This is a genomic window from Blautia sp. MSJ-36 (genome assembly GCF_018917985.1).
Lineage (GTDB): Bacteria > Bacillota > Clostridia > Lachnospirales > Lachnospiraceae > Blautia_A.
The window spans coordinates 17,666-42,667 of sequence record NZ_JAHLPQ010000026.1 but is presented as its reverse complement, the minus strand read 5'-3'; the positions used below and the strand labels follow the sequence as shown (position 1 = coordinate 42,667).

Annotated in this window: 23 protein-coding genes, 2 pseudogenes and 1 riboswitch; of the genes and pseudogenes, 2 read left to right on the top strand and 23 right to left on the bottom strand. The window is 42.2% G+C overall.

What is annotated here, in order from left to right; genetic code table 11:
- Nucleotides 1-130 precede the first annotated feature (130 nt).
- The 7 genes from KQI39_RS14155 to KQI39_RS14125 form a co-directional block, all read right to left on the bottom strand.
- On the bottom strand, nt 131-1,660 hold the full coding sequence (locus tag KQI39_RS14155) for a glycerophosphodiester phosphodiesterase family protein (protein ID WP_216419115.1): 1,530 nt from the start codon (nt 1,658-1,660) through the stop codon (nt 131-133).
- Between the two features lie 141 nt (nt 1,661-1,801).
- Nucleotides 1,802-2,521 (bottom strand): aspartate/glutamate racemase family protein, encoded by a 720-nt coding sequence (locus KQI39_RS14150; RefSeq protein ID WP_144093952.1) that lies wholly within the window; start codon nt 2,519-2,521, stop codon nt 1,802-1,804.
- 3 nt (nt 2,522-2,524) lie between these two features.
- The gene (locus tag KQI39_RS14145) at nt 2,525-4,078 is read right to left on the bottom strand and encodes an alanine/glycine:cation symporter family protein (RefSeq protein ID WP_253293199.1); all 1,554 of its coding nucleotides are present in this window, start codon (nt 4,076-4,078) and stop codon (nt 2,525-2,527) included.
- A 39-nt stretch (nt 4,079-4,117) separates the two neighbouring features.
- Nucleotides 4,118-4,957 carry a polysaccharide deacetylase family protein gene (locus tag KQI39_RS14140; protein WP_148448316.1) on the bottom strand — a complete coding sequence of 280 codons (840 nt, stop codon included), beginning with the start codon at nt 4,955-4,957 and terminating at the stop codon, nt 4,118-4,120.
- Between the two features lie 2 nt (nt 4,958-4,959).
- Nucleotides 4,960-5,817: a polysaccharide deacetylase family protein gene (locus KQI39_RS14135; protein WP_148448314.1), complete on the bottom strand. Its 858-nt coding sequence runs from the start codon at nt 5,815-5,817 to the stop codon at nt 4,960-4,962.
- Between the two features lie 185 nt (nt 5,818-6,002).
- A complete protein-coding gene (locus KQI39_RS14130) occupies nt 6,003-6,704 on the bottom strand; it encodes a FadR/GntR family transcriptional regulator (RefSeq protein WP_216419113.1) in 702 nt (233 codons plus the stop codon).
- A gap of 182 nt (nt 6,705-6,886) precedes the next feature.
- Complete coding sequence (locus KQI39_RS14125; RefSeq protein ID WP_173762899.1) at nt 6,887-7,102, bottom strand: hypothetical protein; 216 nt, start codon at nt 7,100-7,102, stop codon at nt 6,887-6,889.
- Nucleotides 7,103-7,237: 135 nt separating this feature from the next.
- On the opposite strand from KQI39_RS14125, the gene KQI39_RS14120 reads away from it, so the two are divergent.
- Nucleotides 7,238-8,011 (top strand): alpha/beta hydrolase, encoded by a 774-nt coding sequence (locus tag KQI39_RS14120; RefSeq protein WP_173762898.1) that lies wholly within the window; start codon nt 7,238-7,240, stop codon nt 8,009-8,011.
- Nucleotides 8,012-8,022: 11 nt separating this feature from the next.
- Here the strand turns inward: KQI39_RS14120 and KQI39_RS14115 are convergent, their stop codons facing one another.
- From KQI39_RS14115 to KQI39_RS14050, 13 genes and pseudogenes are all read right to left on the bottom strand, one after another.
- Nucleotides 8,023-8,769, bottom strand: a complete 747-nt coding sequence (locus KQI39_RS14115) for a class I SAM-dependent methyltransferase (protein ID WP_216419112.1) — start codon at nt 8,767-8,769, stop codon at nt 8,023-8,025.
- A gap of 1 nt (nt 8,770) precedes the next feature.
- Nucleotides 8,771-9,523 carry a class I SAM-dependent methyltransferase gene (locus tag KQI39_RS14110; protein ID WP_216419109.1) on the bottom strand — a complete coding sequence of 251 codons (753 nt, stop codon included), beginning with the start codon at nt 9,521-9,523 and terminating at the stop codon, nt 8,771-8,773.
- 3 nt (nt 9,524-9,526) lie between these two features.
- The gene (locus KQI39_RS14105; protein WP_216419107.1) at nt 9,527-11,095 is read right to left on the bottom strand and encodes a nickel ABC transporter substrate-binding protein; all 1,569 of its coding nucleotides are present in this window, start codon (nt 11,093-11,095) and stop codon (nt 9,527-9,529) included.
- A gap of 31 nt (nt 11,096-11,126) precedes the next feature.
- Entirely contained in the window at nt 11,127-12,065 is a 939-nt protein-coding gene (locus KQI39_RS14100; RefSeq protein ID WP_195566826.1) for an oligopeptide/dipeptide ABC transporter ATP-binding protein, read from the bottom strand.
- 9 nt (nt 12,066-12,074) lie between these two features.
- Complete coding sequence (locus KQI39_RS14095) at nt 12,075-12,866, bottom strand: ABC transporter ATP-binding protein (RefSeq protein ID WP_195566827.1); 792 nt, start codon at nt 12,864-12,866, stop codon at nt 12,075-12,077.
- Nucleotides 12,847-13,710: a nickel transporter permease gene (gene nikC, locus KQI39_RS14090; protein WP_253293198.1), complete on the bottom strand. Its 864-nt coding sequence runs from the start codon at nt 13,708-13,710 to the stop codon at nt 12,847-12,849. Before nikC ends, KQI39_RS14095 begins: the two co-directional genes overlap by 20 nt.
- A gap of 15 nt (nt 13,711-13,725) precedes the next feature.
- Nucleotides 13,726-14,655: an ABC transporter permease gene (locus tag KQI39_RS14085; RefSeq protein WP_195566828.1), complete on the bottom strand. Its 930-nt coding sequence runs from the start codon at nt 14,653-14,655 to the stop codon at nt 13,726-13,728.
- A 136-nt stretch (nt 14,656-14,791) separates the two neighbouring features.
- Nucleotides 14,792-14,965: riboswitch (cobalamin riboswitch) on the bottom strand.
- A gap of 147 nt (nt 14,966-15,112) precedes the next feature.
- Nucleotides 15,113-16,471 carry an MATE family efflux transporter gene (locus KQI39_RS14080; protein ID WP_216419105.1) on the bottom strand — a complete coding sequence of 453 codons (1,359 nt, stop codon included), beginning with the start codon at nt 16,469-16,471 and terminating at the stop codon, nt 15,113-15,115.
- A 677-nt stretch (nt 16,472-17,148) separates the two neighbouring features.
- Nucleotides 17,149-17,616, bottom strand: a pseudogene (gene metG / locus KQI39_RS14070) (methionine--tRNA ligase subunit beta); the annotation flags it as partial.
- A gap of 170 nt (nt 17,617-17,786) precedes the next feature.
- A pseudogene (locus tag KQI39_RS17935) lies at nt 17,787-19,003 on the bottom strand (tyrosine-type recombinase/integrase).
- A gap of 296 nt (nt 19,004-19,299) precedes the next feature.
- A complete protein-coding gene (locus KQI39_RS14060) occupies nt 19,300-19,509 on the bottom strand; it encodes a DUF6462 family protein (protein ID WP_005609464.1) in 210 nt (69 codons plus the stop codon).
- A gap of 91 nt (nt 19,510-19,600) precedes the next feature.
- Nucleotides 19,601-19,969 (bottom strand): hypothetical protein, encoded by a 369-nt coding sequence (locus tag KQI39_RS14055; protein ID WP_015526702.1) that lies wholly within the window; start codon nt 19,967-19,969, stop codon nt 19,601-19,603.
- Nucleotides 19,970-19,981: 12 nt separating this feature from the next.
- A complete protein-coding gene (locus tag KQI39_RS14050; protein WP_005609451.1) occupies nt 19,982-20,221 on the bottom strand; it encodes a hypothetical protein in 240 nt (79 codons plus the stop codon).
- 360 nt (nt 20,222-20,581) lie between these two features.
- Between KQI39_RS14050 and KQI39_RS14045 the strand changes: the two genes are divergently transcribed.
- On the top strand, nt 20,582-20,902 hold the full coding sequence (locus KQI39_RS14045) for a winged helix-turn-helix transcriptional regulator (protein ID WP_216419099.1): 321 nt from the start codon (nt 20,582-20,584) through the stop codon (nt 20,900-20,902).
- A gap of 209 nt (nt 20,903-21,111) precedes the next feature.
- Here KQI39_RS14045 and KQI39_RS14040 read toward each other — a convergent pair whose 3' ends face one another.
- The 3 genes from KQI39_RS14040 to lysS all read right to left on the bottom strand — a co-directional run bounded on the left by KQI39_RS14040 (nt 21,112) and on the right by lysS (nt 24,740).
- On the bottom strand, nt 21,112-21,645 hold the full coding sequence (locus tag KQI39_RS14040) for a flavodoxin family protein (RefSeq protein WP_216419098.1): 534 nt from the start codon (nt 21,643-21,645) through the stop codon (nt 21,112-21,114).
- A 58-nt stretch (nt 21,646-21,703) separates the two neighbouring features.
- Complete coding sequence (locus KQI39_RS14035; RefSeq protein ID WP_216419096.1) at nt 21,704-22,660, bottom strand: 2-hydroxyacid dehydrogenase; 957 nt, start codon at nt 22,658-22,660, stop codon at nt 21,704-21,706.
- 283 nt (nt 22,661-22,943) lie between these two features.
- The gene (gene lysS / locus KQI39_RS14030) at nt 22,944-24,740 is read right to left on the bottom strand and encodes a lysine--tRNA ligase (protein WP_253293200.1); all 1,797 of its coding nucleotides are present in this window, start codon (nt 24,738-24,740) and stop codon (nt 22,944-22,946) included.
- Nucleotides 24,741-25,002: the final 262 nt, after the last annotated feature.

Below are 25,002 nucleotides of genomic sequence, written 5' to 3'. Positions count from 1 at the left end.
AACGAATCAATATCTTTCAAAAGAACGATATTTTCACCAAGGGGGACGTCTACCCTTTTTTAGCCAGAAAATAAGAGCAATTTTTTTCATTTAACTATTGACATTTATTAGCTGGACTTCCTGATGCGTCTTACATCATTCTCTCACAGGTAAGGTAATCTGCACCCCAGTTTTTATAACAGTCTACAATACTGGAATCTGTAAACAGCCACAATGCGACTTTAATATTTTTCGAATGTGCTTTGGCTATTATATTTCTGTAGGTACATCCATACTGGGCACTTATGTCAAATTTATATCTGACACATTCATTCAGCGCTGCACTGGTGATCTGATCCCGGAGTATCCACTGTATGCTTACAGTTCTGTTTATCTGCCTGAGCATGATCAGTGGTTCTTCCTTAAACGAGATCACAACTGGACTTTTTCTGGATTTTTTTATGATCTGATTGAACTTTGCAACACCGTTCTGATTCAGATTTGATTTGATTTCGATCACGGGCGTCATGGAATATTTATTACAGCACTGCAGATACTGTTCCAGTGTAGAAATCGTATTATTTTTATATGCAGAAGCATTTGTTCCCGCAATAACCGGATACTTCTTTACTTCCTGATATGTGAGATTTTCAATTTTCTTATCAACGCCACACATACGAAGCAGATTAGAATCATGGAAAATCACAAATGTCCCGTCTTTCAGCTGTCGTACATCCGTTTCTACATACTCCGCGCCTCTCTGCCCTGCAAGGTTGAATGCAGGAAGTGTATTTTCCGGTGCTTCCAGACTTAATCCTCTGTGCAGAATCATACCGGTACTTCCATTCAGCGGTGTATTGGATGTGCCTGTCTTTTTGTCCTGGACATATACCTGTATGGTATTCTTTATCTTTTTCCCACCATCTGCCGTCACTGTAATCTTCACAAGGCCGGGAGCTTTTGCTGTGATTTTTCCTGTCTTGGATACTGTAACAGCGCTGTTGGATGTGGCATAAGTTATTGTTCTTACATATGCATTTGCTGGATGAACAGTCACTTTCAGCGTTTTCTGTTCCCCCTTATTCATTACAATTTCTGAAGAAGTCGAAATGGATTTCAGTTCTGCTCCAACCACAACTTTTGCAGATGCGATATATCTGTTTTTTCCAAAAGATATACAGGTTATCTTTACAGTTCCTGTTGTTTTTGGTGTTACAACACCACTGGATGAAACGGTTGCGATTTTCGTGTTCGAAGATTTATAAAACACTGTGCTTCCATGTTTTTCCGGCTTCAGCTGTACTGTTCTTCCCTTTTTTGTTTTTATCGGGGTTGTTTTATATCCGGTAAAATCTGTGTATATGATCTGATTATATGTATACACTTTACAGGAAATTTTTTTCCCACCATAAACAGCAGAAATCTGAACATTTCCCCAGCTTTTTGCGGTAACTTTTCCATTGGATATGGCTGCCAGCTTTGGATTGCTGCTTTTCCACCGAACCTTCTTTGGATCTATTTTTTTTCCATGATTGTAAACTGTCAGCTCTTTGGTTTTTCCTACCTGCACAGAATCAGTTTTCTGCTCAAAATGAAAACTTTCTGTTGCCGCTGCTGCCGGAACTGAAAAGCAGATCAACAGAACTGCCATCATGATCAGACCTTTGATCTTTTTCCTCATACTCATTCCTCCTCAAAACATTCCATAGAATTATTATGCCGTAAAGATCGGGTATTTACAAGTTTCATATCTCTGTTTTATATGCAAAAAACACCTTCCGGATCTAAGCCGGAAAGTGTTTCTGCCCTGTTATTTTTCTGTTTATAATTCTACGTTACTGCTGTTTGTAAAAACCGGATAAACTGCCGGTATGTGTCTCATTCCAACTCTTACGCACAATTCCGCATACGCAACAGCCAGAAATGCCGGATCGATGATCTTCACCGGAAGTTCTTTTTCCAGTTTTTCTCCGTATCCTGCCATTCCAAGACAGCCAAGTATAATCCCGTCGGAATGATCTTCTTCCACCGCTTTTTTGCAGACCGCTTTCAGATATTTTTCCGTTACTTCCGGATTGGAGCGCAGCTCCCCGATTGGAATATCCAGCGCCCGGACTGCTGCCATCTTTTCTCTGGCAATGCCGTTTCGCATCAGACGACGGTAGGTTCTCGGAATATTGATACTCTCCGAAGTCAGCACCGTAAAACGGTTACAGATCATACTTGCCGCAGCCAGGCTGGTTTCTCCGGGACCAATCACCGGAATTCTTACATTTTCACGGATGGCATCAATCCCCACATCGCTGAAACAGTAGATCACAATGGCATCGTATCCTTCTTTTTCCGCACGGATACTCTCCTTCACCATTTCCGCTGCCGCAAAAGCTTCGTCTGTATTACAGTCCAGTTCATCCGGGCCTTTTTTGATACAGTCCACAGAAACTTCCGCATCGGAAGAAAGTGCCGCTTTCAGCATACGCTCCCTTGCATCCATGGTTTCCCGGCTCATGGCCTTGTCCGACATGATCACTTTTATTTTCATTTTTTACCTGCTTTCTTTTGCTGCTTCAATAGTCCATACATCCGATTCTACACCAATCTCGGACGCAATAAAACGCTTGCCTGGATTTTTCTTGTAATTCTCGTACGCTTTGGTAACCAGTTTTCTTCCAACCAGAAGTGTAGGGATGTTCACAAAGATCAAAATTACATTAATCAGGTCAGATACATACCACAGGTTATCCAGCTGAAGTCCGGACAGTACAGTCAGAGTTCCAAGTGGAACAAAGATCAGCGCGCCAAGGCATCTTGTAAAGTAGATAAATTTCTTATTCTTGGAAATCTTGTTTGCAGCGATCTCTGTGTAAGTCAGGTCGCAGAGAAGTGTTGTAAACGCAAACAGTCCAAATGCAACAACCACGATGATAAATACGATCACATCCAGGATTCCGTCACCTGGTACCAGTTCCTTGACTGAAGTCAGGAAAGTTCCGATCTTGTTGGCTTTCATCACATCCCAGTCAATGGACGGATTATTCCAGATGGCACCTGCAGTTACCACAAAACCAGCCAGGGAACAGATCACGATCGTATCTACAAATACACCGATGGACTGAATAAATCCCTGCTCGCATGGATGATTGGCATCCGCAATAGAGGAAGCCTGTGTCGCAGTACCCATACCAGCCTCATTGGATAAAAGTCCTCGTTTCAGTCCCTGCGCCATAGCAACACCAAATGCTCCGCCGAAAATAGCGCTTGGTTTAAATGCTCCCACAAATACAGCTGCAAAAAATCCCGGTACTTTTCCAATGTTCAGAACGATCAGTACCAACACGATCAGAACATATAAACCTGCCATCACCGGTACAACCGCATCGGAAAATTTTGTTACGCTTTTGATTCCACCAAAGGTGATCACAGCGATAATCACGATGATCGCGATAGCAATGACATAATACAGCGGATCTGTTACCTGCGTTGTTTTTCCCGTTACTTCATCTGCAATGGAGCTTACTGCTGTAAATACATGGAACGTATGTACCGGAATACTCAGCATGTTGTAGATCAGATACATGATACATATTGCTGCTCCGATCCATGCTTTGTTTTTCCAGATCTTCTGGATATAGAAGGTAAAACCGCCTACGTATTCGTTGCCTTTTCTCTCTTTGAAGATCTGTGCCAGTGTTGCCTCACAGAAAGAGGTTGCCATTCCCAGAAATGCGGAAACCCACATCCAGAAGATTGCTCCCGGTCCTCCAATGGTTACCGCTCCGGTTACACCGACAATATTTCCGGCTCCCACACGGCCGCCCATACTGACCAGAAATGCCGCAAGCTGGGAAGTTCCAACTTTTGCCTGCTGTTTGGAAGTCAGAAGACGGATTCCTGTCTTAAATTCTTTTACCTGCACAAAACCAAACCGTAAAGTAAAATACAAACTTCCGCCAAGAAGAAGCAGAAATGCAATGGACAGCTGCCCTAAGATCGGAATGTTTGCGTATGCATCAATGTTTGTCGGAAAGTCCCAGAGGAAATCCGCCACCGGAACTACCTGTGCAAAAAGCTGATTTACCAGTTCAAATATATGAGCCATGAATGCTCTCCCTTCTTTTCCCGTTATATGTATGCCCTCTTACCGATCCTGACTGCTTTTCAGACAGTATTCATACATTTCCTCACCGGTTGTCCACCACACACCATCAAAAGTTTCAATATAATCCAGAAGTTCTTCCAGAAGTCCGATCCTGCCCGGTGCACCGATGGCTGCCGGGTCCAGCTGCAGAACATAGCAGAGGCCATATTCATGACATCCGAAAAATTCATCTTTCCAGTTATTCAGAACTCCTGTATAATTCGCGATCCTGCCTTGTCCTGCCGGAAATGCCGGATGATAGTTGAATGCAAAATACGGAAGATCATAATTGACCCAGTGAATGGGAATCTCCAGGATCTTATCCTCTCCCAGGTCTTTCCAGTATGGTCTGTCGTCATCGCAGAGATTGCTGGAATACACCAGCCCGTTTTTCTTTGCGATCCGTAAAGTATCCAGTGTCAGCTCGCCTTCCGGGGAACGGAATCCCTTCGGTGTAACGCCACATACTTTTTCGATGGCCTGGATTCCTTTTTTGATGGCGCTTTCCTGCTCTTCTTCGGATAACAGTGCCATATGTTCATGGTGATATCCTAACGCCGCAATCTCGTGGCCTTTTTCAACAATGGCTTTCAGTTTATCCGGATACTGCTCCGCTACCCATCCCGGGGTAAAAAATGTTGCACGAATTCCCCGTTCTTCCAGAACTTCCAGGATACGGTCCACACCTCTTGTCATTCCGTACTGGCCAAGAGAAAGAGTCTTTGGCATATCTTTGCAGGTCGGATCTAACTGCAGCCAGAACAGTTCCGCATTCAGGTTGATGGTGATCATGGCGCTGCATTTTTTGTTTTCCGGCCACTTTGGTCTTTCCAGTTTCATCCTTATTTTTCCTCCTGTTCTTGTGAATGGCTTCGATACCAATCTGAAACTTCTGTTCCTGTTGCTACCCAGACATCCTCTTTGGATGTGATCTGCTCCAGCATATGTTTCAGGATCTGAATCCTTCCAGGAGATCCTATCACCTGCGGATGGCTCATGTAGGAAATACAAAGTCCTTCTCTGTAGTGCCCGCGGAATTCTCTCATGAAATTATCTTCTACCAGGCGATAACTGGAAATTCGATCCTGGCCTGCCGGCTCTGCCGGATACATATTATAGGCCATGGCCACATAATCATCCACTTCCCATTTCGTCGGGATTTCGATAAAATCTGTTTTTTCACCGTTTATCACAGTCCGATATGGTCTGTCATCCCCGCGCATGGAACTTGAATAGCGAAAACCTCTCTCGTACAGAAGCTGTGGTGTGATCTTTGCCCAGTCACCGGATGGTGTACGGAATCCTGTTACTTCGTGACCAATGAGATCTTTAAAAATCCTCTGTGTTTTCTCAATGATCTCAATCTGTTCTTCTGTTGTTTTTCCCGCAAATCTCTCATGTGCGTATCCATGATGTCCGATCTCATGTCCTGCCTCTGCGATCCTCATAATCACTTCCGGATAACGCTCTGCTGTTAATCCCGGTACAAAAAATGTAGCTTTTACACCGTAACTCTCCAGCATATCCAGGATACGGTCCACGCAGCGCTTCGGTCCGTACTGGCCTACGGATAAGGATTTGATGTATTTCTCACCATTTGGAAGTCCACGGTTTCCGTTTTCCCAGGTGGTATCTCCGTCTACGTCGAAGGTAAACATTACCGCACATTTTTTACCTTCCGGCCATTTCAAATTTCCCATTGTGTATTCCTTTCTGTTCTTTCTGGATTGTGAATTATCGTCTGAATACATATTCATTCTTTTTGAATTAATATTTGTTCACTTGGTCACCCACTTGTTTATAAAGAATAGCACCCGAAGGTGCTTTTCGTCAACGGTTTTTTAATTTTTAATTATTTTTCAGCTTTGCCTGAATGCATATTTAATCAATTTTCTTCCAGCATATCCATCGTAACCTGAAGATGCTCATGCATCAGTCTCTGTGCTGCCTCGGTATCCCGCCTGCGGATCGCGTCGATGATCTGTCGGTGGGATTCCAGCTCCTGCTTCTCCGATGTGGCTTCCAGCACATCATAAAACTGACCGTACATCATATCCAGAATGGCATTCAGTACCAGCTCCAGGGTCTGGGTCATAAACATGCTGCCTGTTTTTTCTGCATAGAGTTTGTGCAGTTCAAATTCTCCGGTTGTGGTTCCGGTTGTTTCGTAGGTGTGTTCCACTTTTTTGTAAGCTTTTTCCAGATCATCAATATCCTCTTCTGAAGCGTTGCGGATGATCAGCTCTACACCTTTTACTTCCAGAACCTGACGTACTTCATACGCTTCCAGCATGGAATAACGTTCCAGATTTTTGCTGAGACTTTCTGTACGTTTCTCTGAGCCATGGCCTGGCTGTTCTCTTAAGAATCTTCCTTTTCCCTGGTGGGAAACGATCACGCCTCTGGTTTCCAGAACGTGAAAAGCTTCTCGCAGAACATTCCGGCTGACTTTCAACTGTTCGATCAGCTCTCTTTCCGGCGGAAGCTTCCCGCCTGGCTGGATATGCTTCTCGTCGATCAGCCTGTAAAGTTCTTCTACTACTTCTTCGTATAATAAAGTCCGTGCGGATTGACTTCTTAATCTCATATATTTCTCCAATCTGTTGATCTTTATGGTTTGGGAAATCTGCGGTATATTTTGCTGCCCTATAAGGTTTTATTATAATTGTATCTCTCATGGTTGTGCAACAGAATTTTTGTCCCAAAAGCATCCATTTTTCCATAAAAAAGCAGCTAACCCAGCTTACAGGTTAACTGCTCTTTCTCTGCTTATGCTTTCGATGCGATCAGTCCGACAACTCCAATAACAAGAAGTACCGGCAATGCTATGGAAATCAGGCCTCCTGCCACCATTACAAGCAGGATCAATGGCAGGAACACAATCGTCAGTACGAATTTTGAGATTCCCCAGGCTGCTTTTAACCCAAAGAAAAATAATTTTCCAAAAACTCCAAACATACATATGATAAATAACAACGTCAACATATTTTCTCCTTTTCTCCAGTTCTGTTCACTGGTGTGAAACCCTTGTTGTCTTGCAATAAATCCATTATAATAGGACCATCTGTAAAAATAAACGATTTATATGTTGAAAAAACTTCATATAAGGAGAAAAAGAAAATGAAATCATACGAAGAATTACTTTCTGATATTGAAGAAGATATGGAACTTATGGGTTCCTCACATATGGTTTATGCCATGGAAGAAGACAGTATTATCACTGATTACGATTACCTTCCATCTGACTCCTGCACAATCTCTATTACTTTAAGAGAACTTCAGGAAAAAATCCATCTGCAGATGCTCTATGCAAAAACCTCCGCACATATACCTGAAGCAGATAAAAATGCTCCGAAACTGGCCGTCGTTTTTCCAGGCATCGGATACACCGCCGACAAGCCCCTTCTGTACTATACCAGCCGTCTTGCCAGGAAACACGGTTATCAGATCCAGACCGTATCTTACGGTTCCCTCCCGGAAAATGTAAAAGGTGATCCGAAGAAAATGAAACAGGCCTTTGACCTTGCCCTGGAACAAACAGAACGCTCCTTAGGCAGCATCGACTGGAATTCCTATGGCAGCATTCTGTTTATTTCCAAAAGCATTGGTACAGTCATCTCCTCTGCCTATGCTTCCCGACACGATCTGACTGTAAAAAGCATCCTGTTCACGCCTCTTGCAGAGACCTTTTCCTTCCCTCTTGCCGGAAGCATCGCCTTCCACGGCACCGCAGATCCCTGGGCCGAAACCAATTCCATCCGGGAACTGGCAGCGCAGAAAGATGTACCTCTCTTTCTCACCCAAAACGCCAACCATTCTCTGGAAACCGGTGATGTACTGACGGATATCTTTATTCTAAAAACCACAATGGAGCGGGTCCAGCGTTTTATTTAACGCCGGTCCGCTTATTTTTCTCCACCCACTAAAAACTGAGGTGTCAGCTTATTCAGCTCACGTTCCATGGAAGTTCTGGAAATATCACTGATGTCCTTCAGGGCAAACACTTTGGAAAAGCCGATCTCCATCATGTAATCCAGATCCCATGCCGGACGCTTTTTATCACTCATAAACAGCTTACTGCTGAGCTCTTTCCCTGTTTCCGCATCTTCATGAGCATGGATACCTCTTCCATATTTTTCCCACATAGCAGTATCATGTGCCTCGTAAATCTTTTTCTTTTCATCATCATAAAGATGCAGATACCAGCAGGCGTCCGATACCAAAAGACGTCCGCCTTTTTTCAGTACACGCAGCCACTCCTTGTAAGCCTTCTGTGGATCGTCCAGCGTCCATGTGATATTTCTGCAGATAACCATATCAAATGTCTCATCCGGGAAATTCAGATTGTGGCAGTCCATAGTCATCAGATCTGCAGATAAACCTGCTGCCTTTACATTTTCCTTTGCTTCATGGATCATATTTTCAGTAATATCAATCCCGGTCACATGATGTCCTTCTTTTCCCAGCATAATTTCAAAAAATCCCGGCCCGCAGCCTACGTCCAGTACTTCCAGATGTTCTTTTTCCGGCGCATACTCCAGAATCAGATTCTTCCAGTTTTCTGCTGTTTCACTTTTCAATTCTGCCTTGATCCCTTCGCTGTAAATGCCAGCTTCTCCTTCCCAGTACTCTTTGATCTTATCATTTTGCATGTCACTTCTCCTTCTTTGTGGCTACTACAATAAATTTTTTTCCCTGATATCCGTATTTCCAGAAATCCATCGTCCATGGTCTGTTTAGCCAGCGGTTCGCTCTGATCTGGATCCTGGCAAAGCGTACCTTCTTTAATATCTGAAAGTCCGCTTCCGGACGCTTCTGCGATGTAAATGGCAGCTTTTCATAAATTCCGCTGTTTTCCTTCACGTCAGATCCATATGTTTTTCTTTCTGTAACATAAATAAGAAAATCAGCAATTTTCATATGGATCTTATTTTTTAATGTGGGTTCGATGGTCCGATAGTCCCCATCAAAATAAATGATCCTTCCGCCTGGTTTTAATACATCCTTCCAGCGCCTGAAAGCTTTTTCCGGATCATATAATGTCCACACCGCGTCTCTGGAAAGTATCACATCATAGCTTTGCTCCTGTTCCAATGGCAAAGTTACACCATCTTCCTCACAGATTTCCACCTGCTGATGATACTGACGCATATTCCTTCTGGCTTTTTCTACCATTCCTGATGAACCATCGATCGCTTTTACATCATGTCCCAGACGCGCTGCTATGATGCTCATAAAACCCGGGCCGCAGCCCACTTCTAAAATACGAAGGGGCTCAGGTCCAAGAAGTCTTTTCAGTTCTTTTGTCCAGTGAGATACCGTTCTTTTGTTACTCAATTGTTTTTGGATCATATCATCATAATCACCGGAATCTTCTGTCCATTTATTCTCGATTTTTTCAAACATTTTTTACTCCACTACATCCAGTGTTGCCCAGTTAACGCCTTCATAGGCAGTCGGTGCAAGCTCTACATTGGTCAGTCTGGTATTGTTATAGATATAATCACGATTCGGATAATACAGCGGCACTGTTACTGCCTGATCATTGATACGTGTAAGGATCTTATCATATAATTCCGTACGTTTTTCTTCATCCTGTGTTTTTAATACTTCTCCGAGATCTTTGTTCAGCTCCTCATCGTACCAGTTTACTGCCTTTGCTCCATCTTCCGCATAGAACATTGATTTCAGGAATCCATGAGGCATCCAGGAATCTTCATAGCTGCGGTAAATGCACAGATCGTAATCTCTGGTGTTCCAGATCTCATCATAGTAAGCTGCAGATTCTTTTTCTACCAGTTCAATACCCACGCCAACCTTCTCATATTCAGATTTCAGGAATTCACACAGTGACTTCCATGAAGCATATTCTTCGGTCTGAAATACCAGTCTGAGATTCAGTGGTTCTCCGTCTTTTTCTACAATACCATCTCCGTCTGTATCCTCATATCCAGCTTCCTTTAACAGTTCCTTTGCTTTATCCGGATCATATGGATAGCCCTTGCTGTTTTCTTCTGTTACATAAGGAACTGTCGGAGACATAAGTCCGGTTGCCGGATTGCCGTAACCATCCAGCAGATCATTTACAATGCTTTCATTATTTGTTGCATAATTCAATGCCTGGCGTACGTTTATATCCTGAAGCGCCGGTGTATCATAATTTTCGATCAGATAGTAAGAAAGTGTGGAAACCTGCTGTTCTGTCGATAAATTTTTATCTGCCTGGATAATACTGAAGCTTTCGGATGGAATATCCTGAAGATTCAGATCTGCCTCTCCACTCTGAAGTGCCATTACTCTGGCATCACCGTCTACCACCTGTTTCAGAACTACTTTATCAATATTTGGTTTCTCACCGTAATAATTAGGATTTGGTACTAGGGCAACCTCCTGACCGCTCTCATAACTGTCGATCATCCACATTCCTGTACCCACTTCCTGACAAAATTCTCCATCTTCATCCAGTGCACTCTCACAGGTGAAACGGAATGGTCTTGGATAGCTGAATTCGATCAGCAGCGTATAGCATGGTTCTGCGAACTTAAATTCTACAGTATAATCATCTACCTTTGTAACATTTTCCAGTTTGGCTGAAAAGTTACCGATCACATCCTGTTCTACCCATCTGTTATAATTCCACATCACATTATCTGCATTAAACGCTGTACCGTCTGAGAATTTCACATCTTTTCTTAAATGAAACGTATAGGTTGTGCCATCTTCGCTGATATCCCAGGATTCTGCCAATGCAGGTTCGATTTCTCCATTTTCTCCATAACGTACCAGCGGATCATAGATCATTTCATAAAGACGAAAGTCCGGACCACTTTTTATTGGGTCACAAAGTTCAGGAGTCAGATCAATGGATGTCATTGCCGTAACTACTTTTTCCTCTTTTGCCTGTACATTGACACCTGTCAGCAAGGTTGCCGCCACCATACTCAATGCTACCAGTTTTGCTACACGTTTTTTCTTCATTTCTTCCTCTCCTTTGTGTTTGTTTTATATTTTACAGCATATGACATGCCGCAAAATGTCCTGTCGCAATTTCTGTCAATTCCGGTATATGCTCCTTGCATATATTTGTACATCTTCTGCACCGGTTCTGATATGGACAGCCCTGTTCCGGAATTGTATCTGAAAATATTTTCTTTTCCTGTGATCCGATTCTTCGCATTTTCGGTTCTTTTACCGGAATGGAATCAAACAGATCTTTTGTATAAGGATGTACTGCAGTCTCTTTTAAGCTGTCCGTATGATCGATAAACTCAACCACCCGTCCCTGATACATAATAGCCACCTCTTTGCAGAGATATGGAACGTTGGACAGATCGTGAGTGATCAGTAAATATGTCATCTCATATTTTTCCTGCAGTTCATTTAACAGATGCAGGATCTGCTTTCGTATGGAATAATCCAGACTGGATACCGGTTCATCACAGATCACAAGCTCCGGTCTTAATACCAACGCCCTCGCAATATTAGCTCTCTGACACTGGCCTCCTGAAATCTGTCCAACATAACGGTTTCGAATATCCGGATCCAGGCCCGTCTGGATCAAAGCTTCCTTTACCCGTTCTTCATACTCTCCCTCTTGCAGTTTTTCATGTAATTTCAGAATTTCCAGGATATTTTCTCCAATGGTATACCCGGGATCAAATACTCCGCTGCTGCTTTGAAAGACCATCTGAAGGTTCTTGCGATATGGACGGAACTGCTTTTCAGACAAACCCTGCATTTCCTGCCCCTGAAACCAGAATTTTCCATCTGTAGGTTTCTCCAGACCGGCGATCAGCTTTCCGAATGTAGTTTTGCCACTTCCACTTTCACCGATCAGAGCCATGGATGACCCTGCATGGATTTCCAGACTTACATCATCCACTGCCTTCACAATTTTTTTCTTGCCATAATATTTTTTTAAATGTTCTGTCTTTAGTAACGTACTCATACTTTTCCCCTATAAAACTGCATCCAACAGTTTTTTTGTATATGAATGCTGCGGATGGTAAAAGATATCTTCAACTGTTCCGTTTTCTACTATTTCGCCGTCTTTCATGATCGAAACATCATCTGCGATCTCTGCCACCACACCCAGGTCATGCGTGATAAATAACACGCCCAGATTTTCTTTCCTGGATAGCTGATAGATTTCTTCCAGGATCTGCTTCTGTACTGTTACATCCAACGCCGTCGTCGGCTCATCTGCGATCAGATAATCCGGTTTCATAGACATGGCAATGGCGATCATAACACGCTGACACATACCACCTGACAATTCGTAAGGTTTTTTCTTCATCAGTTCTTCCGGATCACGCAGATTCATCATCCGCAGACTTTCCAGTGCTACTTCCCTTGCCTGTTTTTTGCTCATTCTGCGATGTTTTCTCAATCCTTCCAGAAGCAGTTGTTCAACTGTAAAAAGCGGATCGAGAGCAGCTGTCGGATCCTGAAAGATCATTCCGATCCTGTCTCCGTATAGCTGTCGCTTTTCTTTTCCTGATAACTTCAGAAGACTCTTTTCGTTCAGTGTCACATCTCCGGATATCACCTTTCCGTTTCCTGCAAGCAGATTCATGATCGTCAGAGAGGTAACTGACTTGCCGCTTCCGCTTTCTCCCACCAGTGCATGGATCCTTCCTCTCCTTACTTCCAGACTGACATCTTTTACTGCATGTACCATTCCGTGAGAGGTCTGAAACTCCACATGTAATCTTTTTACCTTTAGAACATCATTTTTTGGCTGTTCCATTCTGTATTCCCTCCCCCAGATAATTAAATGCCAGGACAATGATCATGATCAGTATGCCCGGATAAAACATCAGCCTTGGATAAGTCTGGATATAGCTTTTGCTGTCGCTGAGCATGATCCCCCATTCCGGTGTCGGCGCCTGCACACCAAGTCCGATAAAGGAAAATCCGGCGATTGACAGAATGATCGAACCGATTTCCATTGTTGCCAGTGCGATCACAGATGGCAGGATATTTCTCAATACATGCCTGAATATGATCCTTGCGTGGCCGCAGCCGCCGGCCTTCAGTGCGGTCATATAATTTTTATTTTTTTCCTGAAGTGTCAATGCACGGGCAAGCCTTGCATATTCTGCCCAGGATACGACCGATAAGGACAGGATCAGATGAGCACCGCTGGCTCCCATGGTTCCTGCAATGGCAAGTGCCACAATAAAGACCGGCATAGCCATAAATACATCAATGATCCTCATGATTGTGGAATCGATTTTTCCACCTACATATCCGGCAAACAGCCCGATCGGCACCCCGACACATACGGTGATCAGAAGCACCGTAAAGCTGTAGCTCAGTGAATACCGGCTGCCCCAGAGAAGTCTTGATAAAATACATCTTCCCAGCTGATCAGTACCTAAAGGATATGCCGCCGACGGATTCTTTAATTTTATCGAAACATCCACAAGCAGTGGATCATGCGGCGCCAGTACAGGTGCAAAAATAGCTGCCAATGCAAAAATTATGACCACCATCAATCCTATTTTTGTTTTCGGTGACCGGAATACCTGTTTCCAGTACAGATTCTGGATCATGCTTTTTTCTGTTTTCTGCTTTCTTCTGCTTCCCATTCTATGATCTCTCCTTTACTTTAACTGGATTCGCCGGTCAATCGCAGAATAGGCGATATCCACAAGAAAATTTAATACTACAATGCCAACAGCCAGAATAAAGATAAAACATTGCAGCACCGGAGTGTCTTTTGAGATCACGGATTTCAATGCCAGATTTCCGATTCCCTGAATTGAAAAAATACTTTCTATCACAGCTGAGCCACAGAAAAAACCGATCACAATTGATACCAGACGTGTAAGCACAGGAATCAGGATATTTTTCAGACCATGACGCAAAATTACATTTACAGATGACAATCCCTTAGCTCTGCTGGCACGTATGTAATCCTGCTTCAGCACCTGTATCATATTAGTACGGATCAATCTCGTCATAATTCCAAAGAAACTGATATCCATGGCAAATGCCGCAAGAATCGGGATGCCTCCGGCATCTCCTCCGATCACGGAAATCACTTTTAGCTTTACTCCAAATATATAGAGCAGCATCAGACCGATCCAGAAAGACGGCATAGATACACTGAGGGACGACAAAATGCGAATGACTTTATCCAGAACTCTGTTTTCATAAATTGCCGACAAAATCCCAAGAGGGACTGATACGATCATCAACAATAAAAACGAAGTAACTGCCAGTTTAAATGTCTGTGGAAAATATTTTTTTAATTCATCAAAAGCCGGTTTTCTGGTAGAATATGATTTTCCAAAATCGCCATGAAGTGCCTGATCCAGCCATTTCCCGTATTGTACCAGCACCGGCTGATCCAGTCCTTCCTCATGCCGTACTTCTTCTACCTGTTCCGGTGACGGATGCTCGTATTTTTTCTCCGCCAGAACTCTGGCAGCATCACCTGCCGATATAAAACTCAGCATAAAAATAATAAATGTAACCGCCAGAACTACCGGAATCATAAATATAAAACGCTTTGCAATTACTTTTCCCATTTTCATTTCTCCTCATTTTTCATCTGTTTATTCGGTTAAAATAAAAAAAGCTGATATGATCCAGCATCATATCAGCACAAAAAACAAACCTCTACCTCAGGCAGAGCTTATTCCTTCTGTATCCCATCCGAATCAGAATTCTTCTGTCAAAAAGGCAAGTCTCCTGACTCCAGTTCTTCCTACTTACCATCTTCCCGGATCTCTCCAGTGATATTTTGGTTTTCGTCCCTGTCACAGTAGCGGTGGCTGTTCTGGCATTTCACCAGATTCCTTATTAAGTACTTTGTACACCCTTCTGACTATTCAATTTTCATAGTTGCAATGAATAAGTATCATAATATCATACTTTTCTTTTTATATAAATAGTTTTTTGTCAAATATAAAATATCTGAACATTTCATAGTGAAACCCGAATATTTTCTGCCTGTATTATTATAGATCCCTTAAGTAAATAACATTATGTATGAACGGTGACTTCTTTATATTTCCGTATAATGATCATATAACTTACGAATAATAAAACAGCTGCACTGCTCCATGCACAGATCTCTGCATAGTATATTCCATCTTCACCGATCAGTTTTGGCAGCAGCAGCGCAACACTGACACGCATTATAAATTCTGCAATGCCGCTGGCAAGCGGAATCAAAGTATTACCCAGGCCCTGGATAGCGGAACGATACACATACAGCAGATACAGCACCCACAAAAAGACAGCCATAATAAACAAATACTTATATGCTATATCCAATACCTGTCGGGTCTGATCCGGTTCACCGGATACAAACAGGGACAGTACATTACGTCCAAACAGTACCATCATGCCGGAAATGAAAGCCGAAGTGAGCACTGCCATATAAGTGCCGCTGCGCACGCCTTTTCGAATCCTCTGGTATTTTTTTGCACCAAGATTCTGGCCCACATAGGTTGTAATAGCATATCCATATGAAACGGCAGCCATCTCCAAAACCCCATACAGCTTGTTCGATGCCGTAAATCCCGCCACAAACAGAAAACCAAATCCATTGATCACATACTGTACCACAAGTCCTCCCACGGAGATGATCACATTCTGTATCGCAAGAGGAACCGCCAGTTCCAAAAGCCGCAAACTCATAGAGGGCTGCCTGTAAAAGTCCTTCTTTTCCAGGCGGATATCCGGGATTTTACGTAATACGATCAAACAGTACAAGGCTGAAAATCCCTGTGCGATAACGGTTGCCACTGCTGCTCCGGCTATACCCCAGCCAAAAACCGCCACAAATAACAGATCCAGTCCCACATTGATCACTGCTGCCACTGTCATTGCGATCAACGGAGATCTGCTGTTTCCAAGTGCCCGAAGGATCGCTGCAAATATATTATAAGCAGCTATGATCGGGATTCCCGCAAAGATCAGCCGCAAATATAGCATTGTCAGATCAATGACATTATCCGGCGTATGTAAAAATAAAAGAACACGATAAACTGTACCTTCACTTACTGCGAGTACGACCACAGACAGTAATGCTGTCATGATATAGCTTTTCGCCACTGCACATTTCAGATTTTTCTTTTCCCTTGCTCCATAATACTGAGATACAAGAATAGAAAAACCCTGTGTGATACCTGTCATGATCCCCAACACCAGCCATACCAGCCAATCTCCTGCGCCTACTGCCGCCAGTGCTTCAACTCCTACCACTTGTCCGACGATCATGGTGTCTGCCATTGTATAAAACTGCTGAAAAATATTTCCGAGCATCATTGGTATGGCAAAAGTTATGATCAGTTTTCCGGGGGATCCGGCAGTCATATCTTTTTCATTGGTTCCCATAAGAATCTCCTTTTTATTTCATCCTTGTCCGCTATTTTACAAGGGACTCTTACGAAACACAATCCTATTTTTTCACAAAGTTTTTCTCATATTTTTGGTAGCTATTACATCTTTATAATCATTATTTTTAATGGATCATTTTTGCCACACCTATCTTAAAACTCTTTCTTCTTCATAGCGCTCATACTATACTTATACGAAGCAAACCATATAAGCAGACTTAGCACAATAAGGACAATCCCGATTTCAAAATCCCCTATTCCCCCTATCATATGCAGAATATTTTCTTTTAATCCCAGGTTAGTCTTCACAAAAGATCTAATTGTATAACAAATCGCAAAAATAATTAAAATTGCGATTGGCAGCACAATTCGCCCTTTCTCTCCTTCGAACCTTATCCTGATCGAGATGTTTTTCGTTTTTTCATGGCTTCCTCCTTGTTTCCTAAAATTTATTTGGCAGGTACGTGAAAGGATGTATTTTCTGCATATCATCAAAATGAATAATTGCTATGCCTGACAACAAAAAAAGGACACCTTCCATTGGTATTTCTACCAAAAGAGAAGTGTCCCTTTATACACCTTATTTTTGAAAAATGCTCCTCAAAAATAATCAATATTTTACTTTTAAACACATAAGTCAAACAGTTAGGAATCCATAGAACTCCTTTTTCTGGATTAGTACAGCTTTGCACCTGCCGGGATTCTGTCGTCTACCATCAGAAGGTTCAGTCCTTCATGACCGTCTTCCTCATGTACTGCTGAGATCAGCATACCTTCGGAATCGATTCCCATCATCTTTCTTGGTGGCAGGTTCACGATAGCGATCGCTGTCTTACCAACCAGTTCTTCCGGCTCGTAATACTCGTGAATTCCGCTTAAAATCACGCGATCCTTGCGTTCTCCGTCATCTAATGTAAACTTCAGAAGCTTCTTGGACTTCGGAACTGCTTCACATGCCAGGATCTTAACTGCACGGAAATCAGATTTTGCAAATGTATCGAAATCAACCATTTCTTCAAAGATCGGCTCGATCTTCACGTTGGAGAAATCGACCTTCTCAGCAACCTTTTCTGCAGCTGCAGGAGCAGCTTCGAAAGTCTTGGAAGCTTTCTTATCAGCGTCCAGAGACTTCATTGTCGGGAATTTTTTTGATTTTTCCTCATTACCTTTCGTGATGCTTCGCTGTACTGTTTTTATTAAATTGTCTTCTCTTCATCACCATTCATGATGAATCATTGTCAAATCATATCTGTTGTCAATTTGATGTCATTTGGTTATTTCTGTTGTCAGATGAAAGGGTTCATAAGCCCTTCTTAAAATACATCCATTGTTGCAGCCAAATGTTCAAATGTTTCCTGTTTTTTCTCTTCTGTCGCTTCTGCATAGATATCCATAGTGGTCTGAATATCCTTATGCCCCATGATCGACTGGATTATTTTCAGGTTTGTTTCTCTTTCACAAAGCCTTGTGCAAAATGTGTGTCTCAAGCTGTGCGCTGAAAAATCCGGCAACAGCACCGGCTCCCGATGCTCTTTCTTAGCTTCTACCTCTTCCGTTGCATTATAGGCAGAAGATATTCTCTTGATTGCCCGATTGACTGACTGAGCATTCATTACATTTCCATAACGGTTACAGAAAACAAAGCCTGTCATCCCGTCAATCTCTGCGTCTGTCCAGCCATTTTCTTTCTGCTCTTCCCAAATCATTTCAAAAGCATCCTTCACTGCATCCAACATAGGAATCGTACGCATACTGGCCTCTGTTTTCGGCGTTGAAATGTGATTTTCTGATGCCCTGTCTTCTCCTACCGGATAATACGTCAGATTATGATTGATGCTGATAATCCGCTTTTCATAATTGATGTCTTCCCATCTCAATCCCAACACTTCACCGATGCGGCACCCCGTTCCAAGAAAAACGGTAAAAATCGGCCACCAGTGATAGTAAATCGGGTGTGTGGCAATATATTCCATAAATGCTCTCTGCTGTGGAATTGTCAGTGCATGTCTCACACCGGTTTTCATACCCAAATTTTTCTTTAATTCTGCCATGACTCGATAATGTCATCCCTCACAGCCAGTTGAAAAGTTGGATGTAATAACGTATGAACTGTTTCCAGTGTGTTAATCTGCAATTCCTGTTTCTCAATCAAGTGATTGTAGAACTGCACTACGTCAGAATACTTAATCTCCGCTATATTCCGTTTTCCAAATGTGTCCCGGATAAATCGGTCATACATATAAAGATAATTACTTTTGGTTGTCGGTTTCAGATTTCCTTTGAGACTCATATAACGGTCAAATACAAAATTTACAGTCGCCTTCCCTGCAACGTAAATATCCAGACCGTCCATCTGATCTTTCATAAGCTGTGCTTCTTTTTCCCGAAGTGTTACAAGGTCTTGTGCATAAACATACTTACGCCTTCCGAGTGGATCTGTATAAGTATATACATACCTCTCATCGGAACGTCTCTGTGATTCACCTTTCCGCAAGACTCTGCCTCGCAGATCTTTTCTTGTCTGTGCCATATAAAATCCTCCTTCAAATAAAGGAAGGACTTCATGTTATTCAGGTCTGTTCAATATTTTTTCCAGTCCCTGCAAGACAACTTCTGTCACAGTCATTTTGTGTTTCCTGGCATAATCACAGATACACTTATACATAGAATCTTCCACCCGGATACTCAACACTTTCTTTTTTACATTTTCCGACTTTGGTCTTCCTATTTTCGCCATATCTGTTCTTATTCCTCCACATCCACATTGTAATTTTCGTATGACAAGAAGTCAATCCCTATTTTTCGTCCTTCCACAATTTTTCTTCCCTACGCAATCCGGAATGTCTCCAGATACTTTTCAAATATCTCACAGTTTACAAGAGCAACTTTGTCAATCTTATACACTGCTTTGGCCTCTTTCGCCAGCTCCTGGAATTTTGTCAGTCCAATGCTGTAAAGCTCTGCCCCTTCCTGATAGCGGACAAATTTCTTTGCTATTTTCTTTGTTTTCTCTACATCTTTACGTGCATATCCCATACACGACACCTCCTTTTTTTGCATGAAAAAAGCAGCTAACCTATTTTTCATAGACTAACTGCTCGTGTTAAATTCCATATTCAGTTTTATTCTACAAATCCGACAGTGAAATTCGGTCGTATGCGCCATTTTTCTTATCTTCCGGATGTGGCTCCAGTCCAATAATCGTAATATCCTTCTGATCCGGACCGTAAACCCAGTACATTCTCATTGCACCACTGGTTTTATTTTCCAGATAAGATTGCCACACTTTCATTCCATAACGTCTGGATAATGGCTCTATTTCATGGGTTTGAAGACTCGGATAACCCGGATCAGCTGACAACAGCTTCAAAGCCTTTCCCCATTTTTTATACAACTGTTCTTCCTTCTTTTTTATATTACCGGAACGATATTTCTCCTGCAAATCTAACCAAAGTTCCTGCATTTCAGGAATTCCCATTCGTATATTAAAATTCATCTCTCATTCCTTTTAAAAATCTGACAGGTCAATAGCCGGGGAAACATCGCCTCTTTTAAAATTGCTTACTGCACGATCCATATCTGCCAGAGTTCTGGCTGAAATGCTCTCTGGCACTGCCAGTTCCCGAGGTTCCAGAATAATGCAGCCATTTCCGTATTCTTTTACATTATAATACTGATAAGCAGCTCCTCTGAGCGTAATTCTTTTTTTGTTATCCAGATGGGCAACATAATCTTTCATTGCTTCCATTATCAACACCTCCTACGCAAGCATTTGTGTGGGAAATCCCACCTCTTGTTATTATAATACGCTTTTCTATATTTTCTGTCAATCCAATTTTGTTTATTCCCACACACTTCAGAATATTCATGCCCCGGCAGACGGCAGATGGCAGATAAGGTATCTATAAAACTTTGTACTTACTTTAATGATTCTGCCACCCATCACTCTTTTAACCGAATACTGTTTTCCTGCTTTTCATTTATCAGATACTCCAGCTCATTCTTCATCCGACTTCGCACATCACGCATAACCTATTGCTTCTTTCTGTCTGTTAGATTAAAATTAAATATAACATTCAAAAATAATATTACATAAGGAGATGATCTCATGCTGACAAAAGAAGAATTGCCGGAATGTCCAGTTGCAACCACAGTCGCTCTCATCGGCAGCAAATGGAAATTACTCATTATCCGAAATCTGCTGCAGCGCCCCTGGCGATTCAATGAGTTAAAAAAAGATCTCGAAGGAATCAGCCAGAAAGTTCTTACCGACAGTTTACGCTCCATGGAAAATGACGGACTCGTTATCCGTACGGTTTACCCTGAGGTTCCACCCAGAGTTGAATATAGTCTCAGCGAACTGGGACTTACTCTGAAACCGATTCTTGATTCAATGGTCGAATGGGGCAATGCCTACAAAAAAATGTAAGAAGAAATTTTGAACAGACCAAATATTAAAGACCTGTTGTGGATAATGGTACCACAACAGGTCTTGCTTTTACTTAAACCCTGAAGCTTCAGATGTTTTCTATATATTAACACCAGTTTACAACTTTATAAATGGTAGACTTGCTGACACCCCCCCCACCCACTGCTTATTGCTTTTCGCAATTGAAGCAGGGGACTTACTTGATTTGGTTAAATAGAATAGCCCATGTCATATGCCTCTTTAAAAACACTTTGATTCCTGACCAATCCAGCATCCATCACGTTTGCTGCATATATCTTTCCTGCAATCCTGTATTCTTCCAGATGCTCTACAAAACCATTCAGATCACCAAGTGATCTATCAATAATGTCCTCTCCCAGGCCAGCTGATATAATATAGTAAACGTCTTTTTTTCCAAGATGCTGCCAGATTGGATAAGTACGGTCAATAAAAGTTTTCATCTGGGCACTGATTCCATAAAAATAAACCGGGGTAGCCAGTACAAGTACATCTGCTTTCTGAAACATTTTAAGGATCTCTGCCATATCATCTTTTAATACACAGATACCGCCATTTCTCATACAGCCGTCACAGGCTCTGCAAAAGCCTATATTCTGCTCCATGATACGTACGATCTTCGCCTGATGTCCTTTTTCTTCTGCACCTTTTTTGAACTGCTCACACAGGATTTGTGAATTTCCGTTTTTTCTTGGCGAACTTGAAATAATCAATATATTTTTCATTAATTTTCCTTTCTTACATACTGATTTACAGATTTTGTATTACGTATTTTGCCAGATACTATAGTCCCAATACAACATTGATCGGGTTCCCTTCTGTAAAATTCTTTATATTATCTGCCAAAATAGAAACCAACCGCTGTCTTGTCTCAAGGCCTTTCCATCCCATATGAGGTGTCAAAAGGACATTATCCATAGTATAAAGAGGACTGTTTTCTTCAGGTGGTTCTGTTTCCTGAACATCAAGTCCGGCTCCTGCAATCGTACCATTTTCCAATGCTTCTATAAGAGCAGTCTCATCAATGAGCGCACCTCTTGAAGTATTAATGATAAATGCTGATGACTTCATAAGTGATAAAGTCTCCTGGTTGATCATATGTTTTGTACTTTCTGTCAATGGACAATGCAAGGAAACATAATCACTATTCTTAAGTAATTCCTCAAGTGATACATAGCGGATACCGTTCTCATCCTCTTTTGGTGTCCGGGTATAAACAAGTATGTTCATATCTAACGCCTGTGCGATCTGCATGACTTTTCTGCCAATATGTCCTGCACCTATAATACCAAGTGTTTTACCGTTTACCTCTACATGAGGAACCTGAAGATTTTTAGTAAAATTGTCATGGTTTCCACTTGCCAGCATCTTCATCTGTACCTGCATTGCAGAACTCAGATTCAGTATCATCATAATTGCAGTATGTGCTACACGTTCTGTGCTGTATGCCGGAATATTACAGACTGTAATCCCCTTCTTTCGTGCTGCCTCAAGATCAATATTATTGTATCCTGTACCTGCCTCACAGATCAGTTTAACAGATTCCGGGAATCTCTGTATCATTTCTGCATTCACAGGCATCTCCTTTGTTACAATGATATTTGTTCCCTGAATACGCTCTGTCAGCTGCTGTTCTGTTGTGTCATCATATACTGTAACATCAGAAGATAAAACAGAAAAATCCAGTTTCCCATCAAAATTCATTTTCTTTGCGTTCAATACTACACATTTATCGTTCATAATATACATTCCTCTCGCTGTAAAAATCAACAAGTTCAAACATAAAATTTTAATTCTATTACCATAAATACAAACAAAACATCCAAGATCTTGCGGTTTTACTTCAATTATATAAATTTATATCTACACCTTTGATACAGTAAAAGTAAATTGCAAACTGAAAGTAATGAGAATGCGACGCGCAGTTATTCAAATACTTTTTTTGTTCTACTTTTTATACAGAAAAAAGCACTTCTCAGCTTAGTCTAAGAAGCGCTTTCATTTGATTATTTATAATTTTGTATTAATACAGCTTCGCACCAGCCGGGATATGGTTATCTACCATGATCAGATGAAGTTCCTCACCCTCGGAATCCTTCAGATTATTTACTGCGCTGAGCAGCATACCGCAGGATTCGATTCCCATCATTTTACGCGGTGGCAGGTTTGTAATAGCGATCAGTGTCTTGCCTACCAGTTCTTCCGGCTCATAGTATGCATGAATTCCGGAAAGGATTGTACGATCTGTGCCTGTTCCGTCATCCAGTGTGAACTGAAGGAGCTTTTTGCTCTTCGGAACTGCAACACACTCTTTAACCTTAACTGCACGGAAGTCAGATTTGCTGAATGTATCAAAGTCAACATCTTCTTCAAATAAAGGCTCAACCTTTACATTGGAGAAGTTGATCTTCTCGTTTGGTGTGAAGAATCCGTTGTTGTCGTTAGCCGCTGTCTCAGCAGTATCTCCTGCTTTAGCTGCGCTCTTGTCGGAGTCGAGGCTCTTCATTGTCGGGAACAGAAGTACGTCACGAATAGCCTGGCTGTCTGTCAGGAGCATAACGAGACGGTCGATTCCGTATCCGATACCACCTGTTGGCGGCATACCAATCTCCAGTGCGTTCAGGAAGTCTTCGTCTGTGTGGTTGGCTTCCTCATCACCTGCGTCTGCAAGAGCATCCTGTGCTTTGAAACGCTCTCTCTGATCGATCGGGTCGTTGAGCTCGGAATATGCGTTACACATTTCCCATGTATTGATAAAGAGCTCGAAACGCTCTACCTTGTTCGGATCGGAAGGTTTCTTCTTGGTCAGAGGAGAAATCTCGATCGGATGATCCATGATAAATGTCGGCTGAATCAGCTCTTTCTCACAGTACTCCTCGAAGAAGAGGTTGATGATATCACCCTTCTTATGACGATCCTCATACTCGATATGATGCTCGTCAGCAAGCTTCTTGGCTGCCTCATCATCTGCTACTTCGTCAAAATCAATTCCTGTATATTTCTTGATGGCATCATTCATGGTCAGACGTGCAAACGGCTTACCAAGATCGATCTCAATACCATTGTAGGAGATCTTTGTGGAACCGCAGACTTTCTCTGCGAGGTAACGGAACATGGACTCTGTCAGTTCCATCATTCCTTCATAATCGGTATATGCCTGATAAAGCTCCATCAGAGTGAACTCCGGATTGTGACGGGTATCAACACCCTCATTACGGAATACACGGCCGATCTCGTAAACTCTCTCAAGTCCGCCGACGATCAGTCTCTTAAGATAAAGCTCCAGGGAAATACGAAGCTTAACATCTTCGTTCAGCGCATTATAATGTGTCTCAAACGGTCTTGCTGCGGCACCACCTGCATTGGAAACCAGCATTGGTGTCTCAACTTCCATGAAGTCACGTCCTGCAAGGAAGTTACGGATCTCTTTGATGATCTGGGAACGTTTGATGAATACATTCTTGCTGTCCTGGTTCATGATAAGATCCACATATCTCTGACGATAACGGGTATCTGTATCTGTCAGCCCGTGGAATTTCTCAGGAAGGATCTGTAAACTCTTGGAAAGAAGAGTCATCTTCTCTGCATGAATGGAGATCTCACCTGTTCTTGTTCTGAAAGCAAATCCTTCCAGACCAAAAATATCACCGATATCAGATTTCTTGAAATCTGCATAGGAATCGGTTCCAATGGCGTCTCTCGCCACATAAACCTGAATATTACCCTGTAAGTCCTGGATATTGCAGAAAGAAGCTTTTCCCATTACACGTTTGAACATCATACGTCCTGCGATCGCTACGTGGATCGGGCTTGCGTCCATGATGCTTCTTCTTTCTTCATAATCCTTCTTCTGAGCCTCTTTTGCCTGCTCTTCATCAAGACCTGTTACGTCAAGCTCCTTGCGGTCTTTGAGAAGCTCTGCCTCATGTGCTTCATAAAGCTTCTTTACCTCAAGGGAATGATGTGTCTGATCAAATTTTGTGATCTGAAACGGGTCCCTGCCGTTTGCCTGAAGGTCTGCCAGTTTGTCACGACGTACCTTAAGCAGCTGGTTTACATCCTGCTTCTTCTGCTCTGCCACT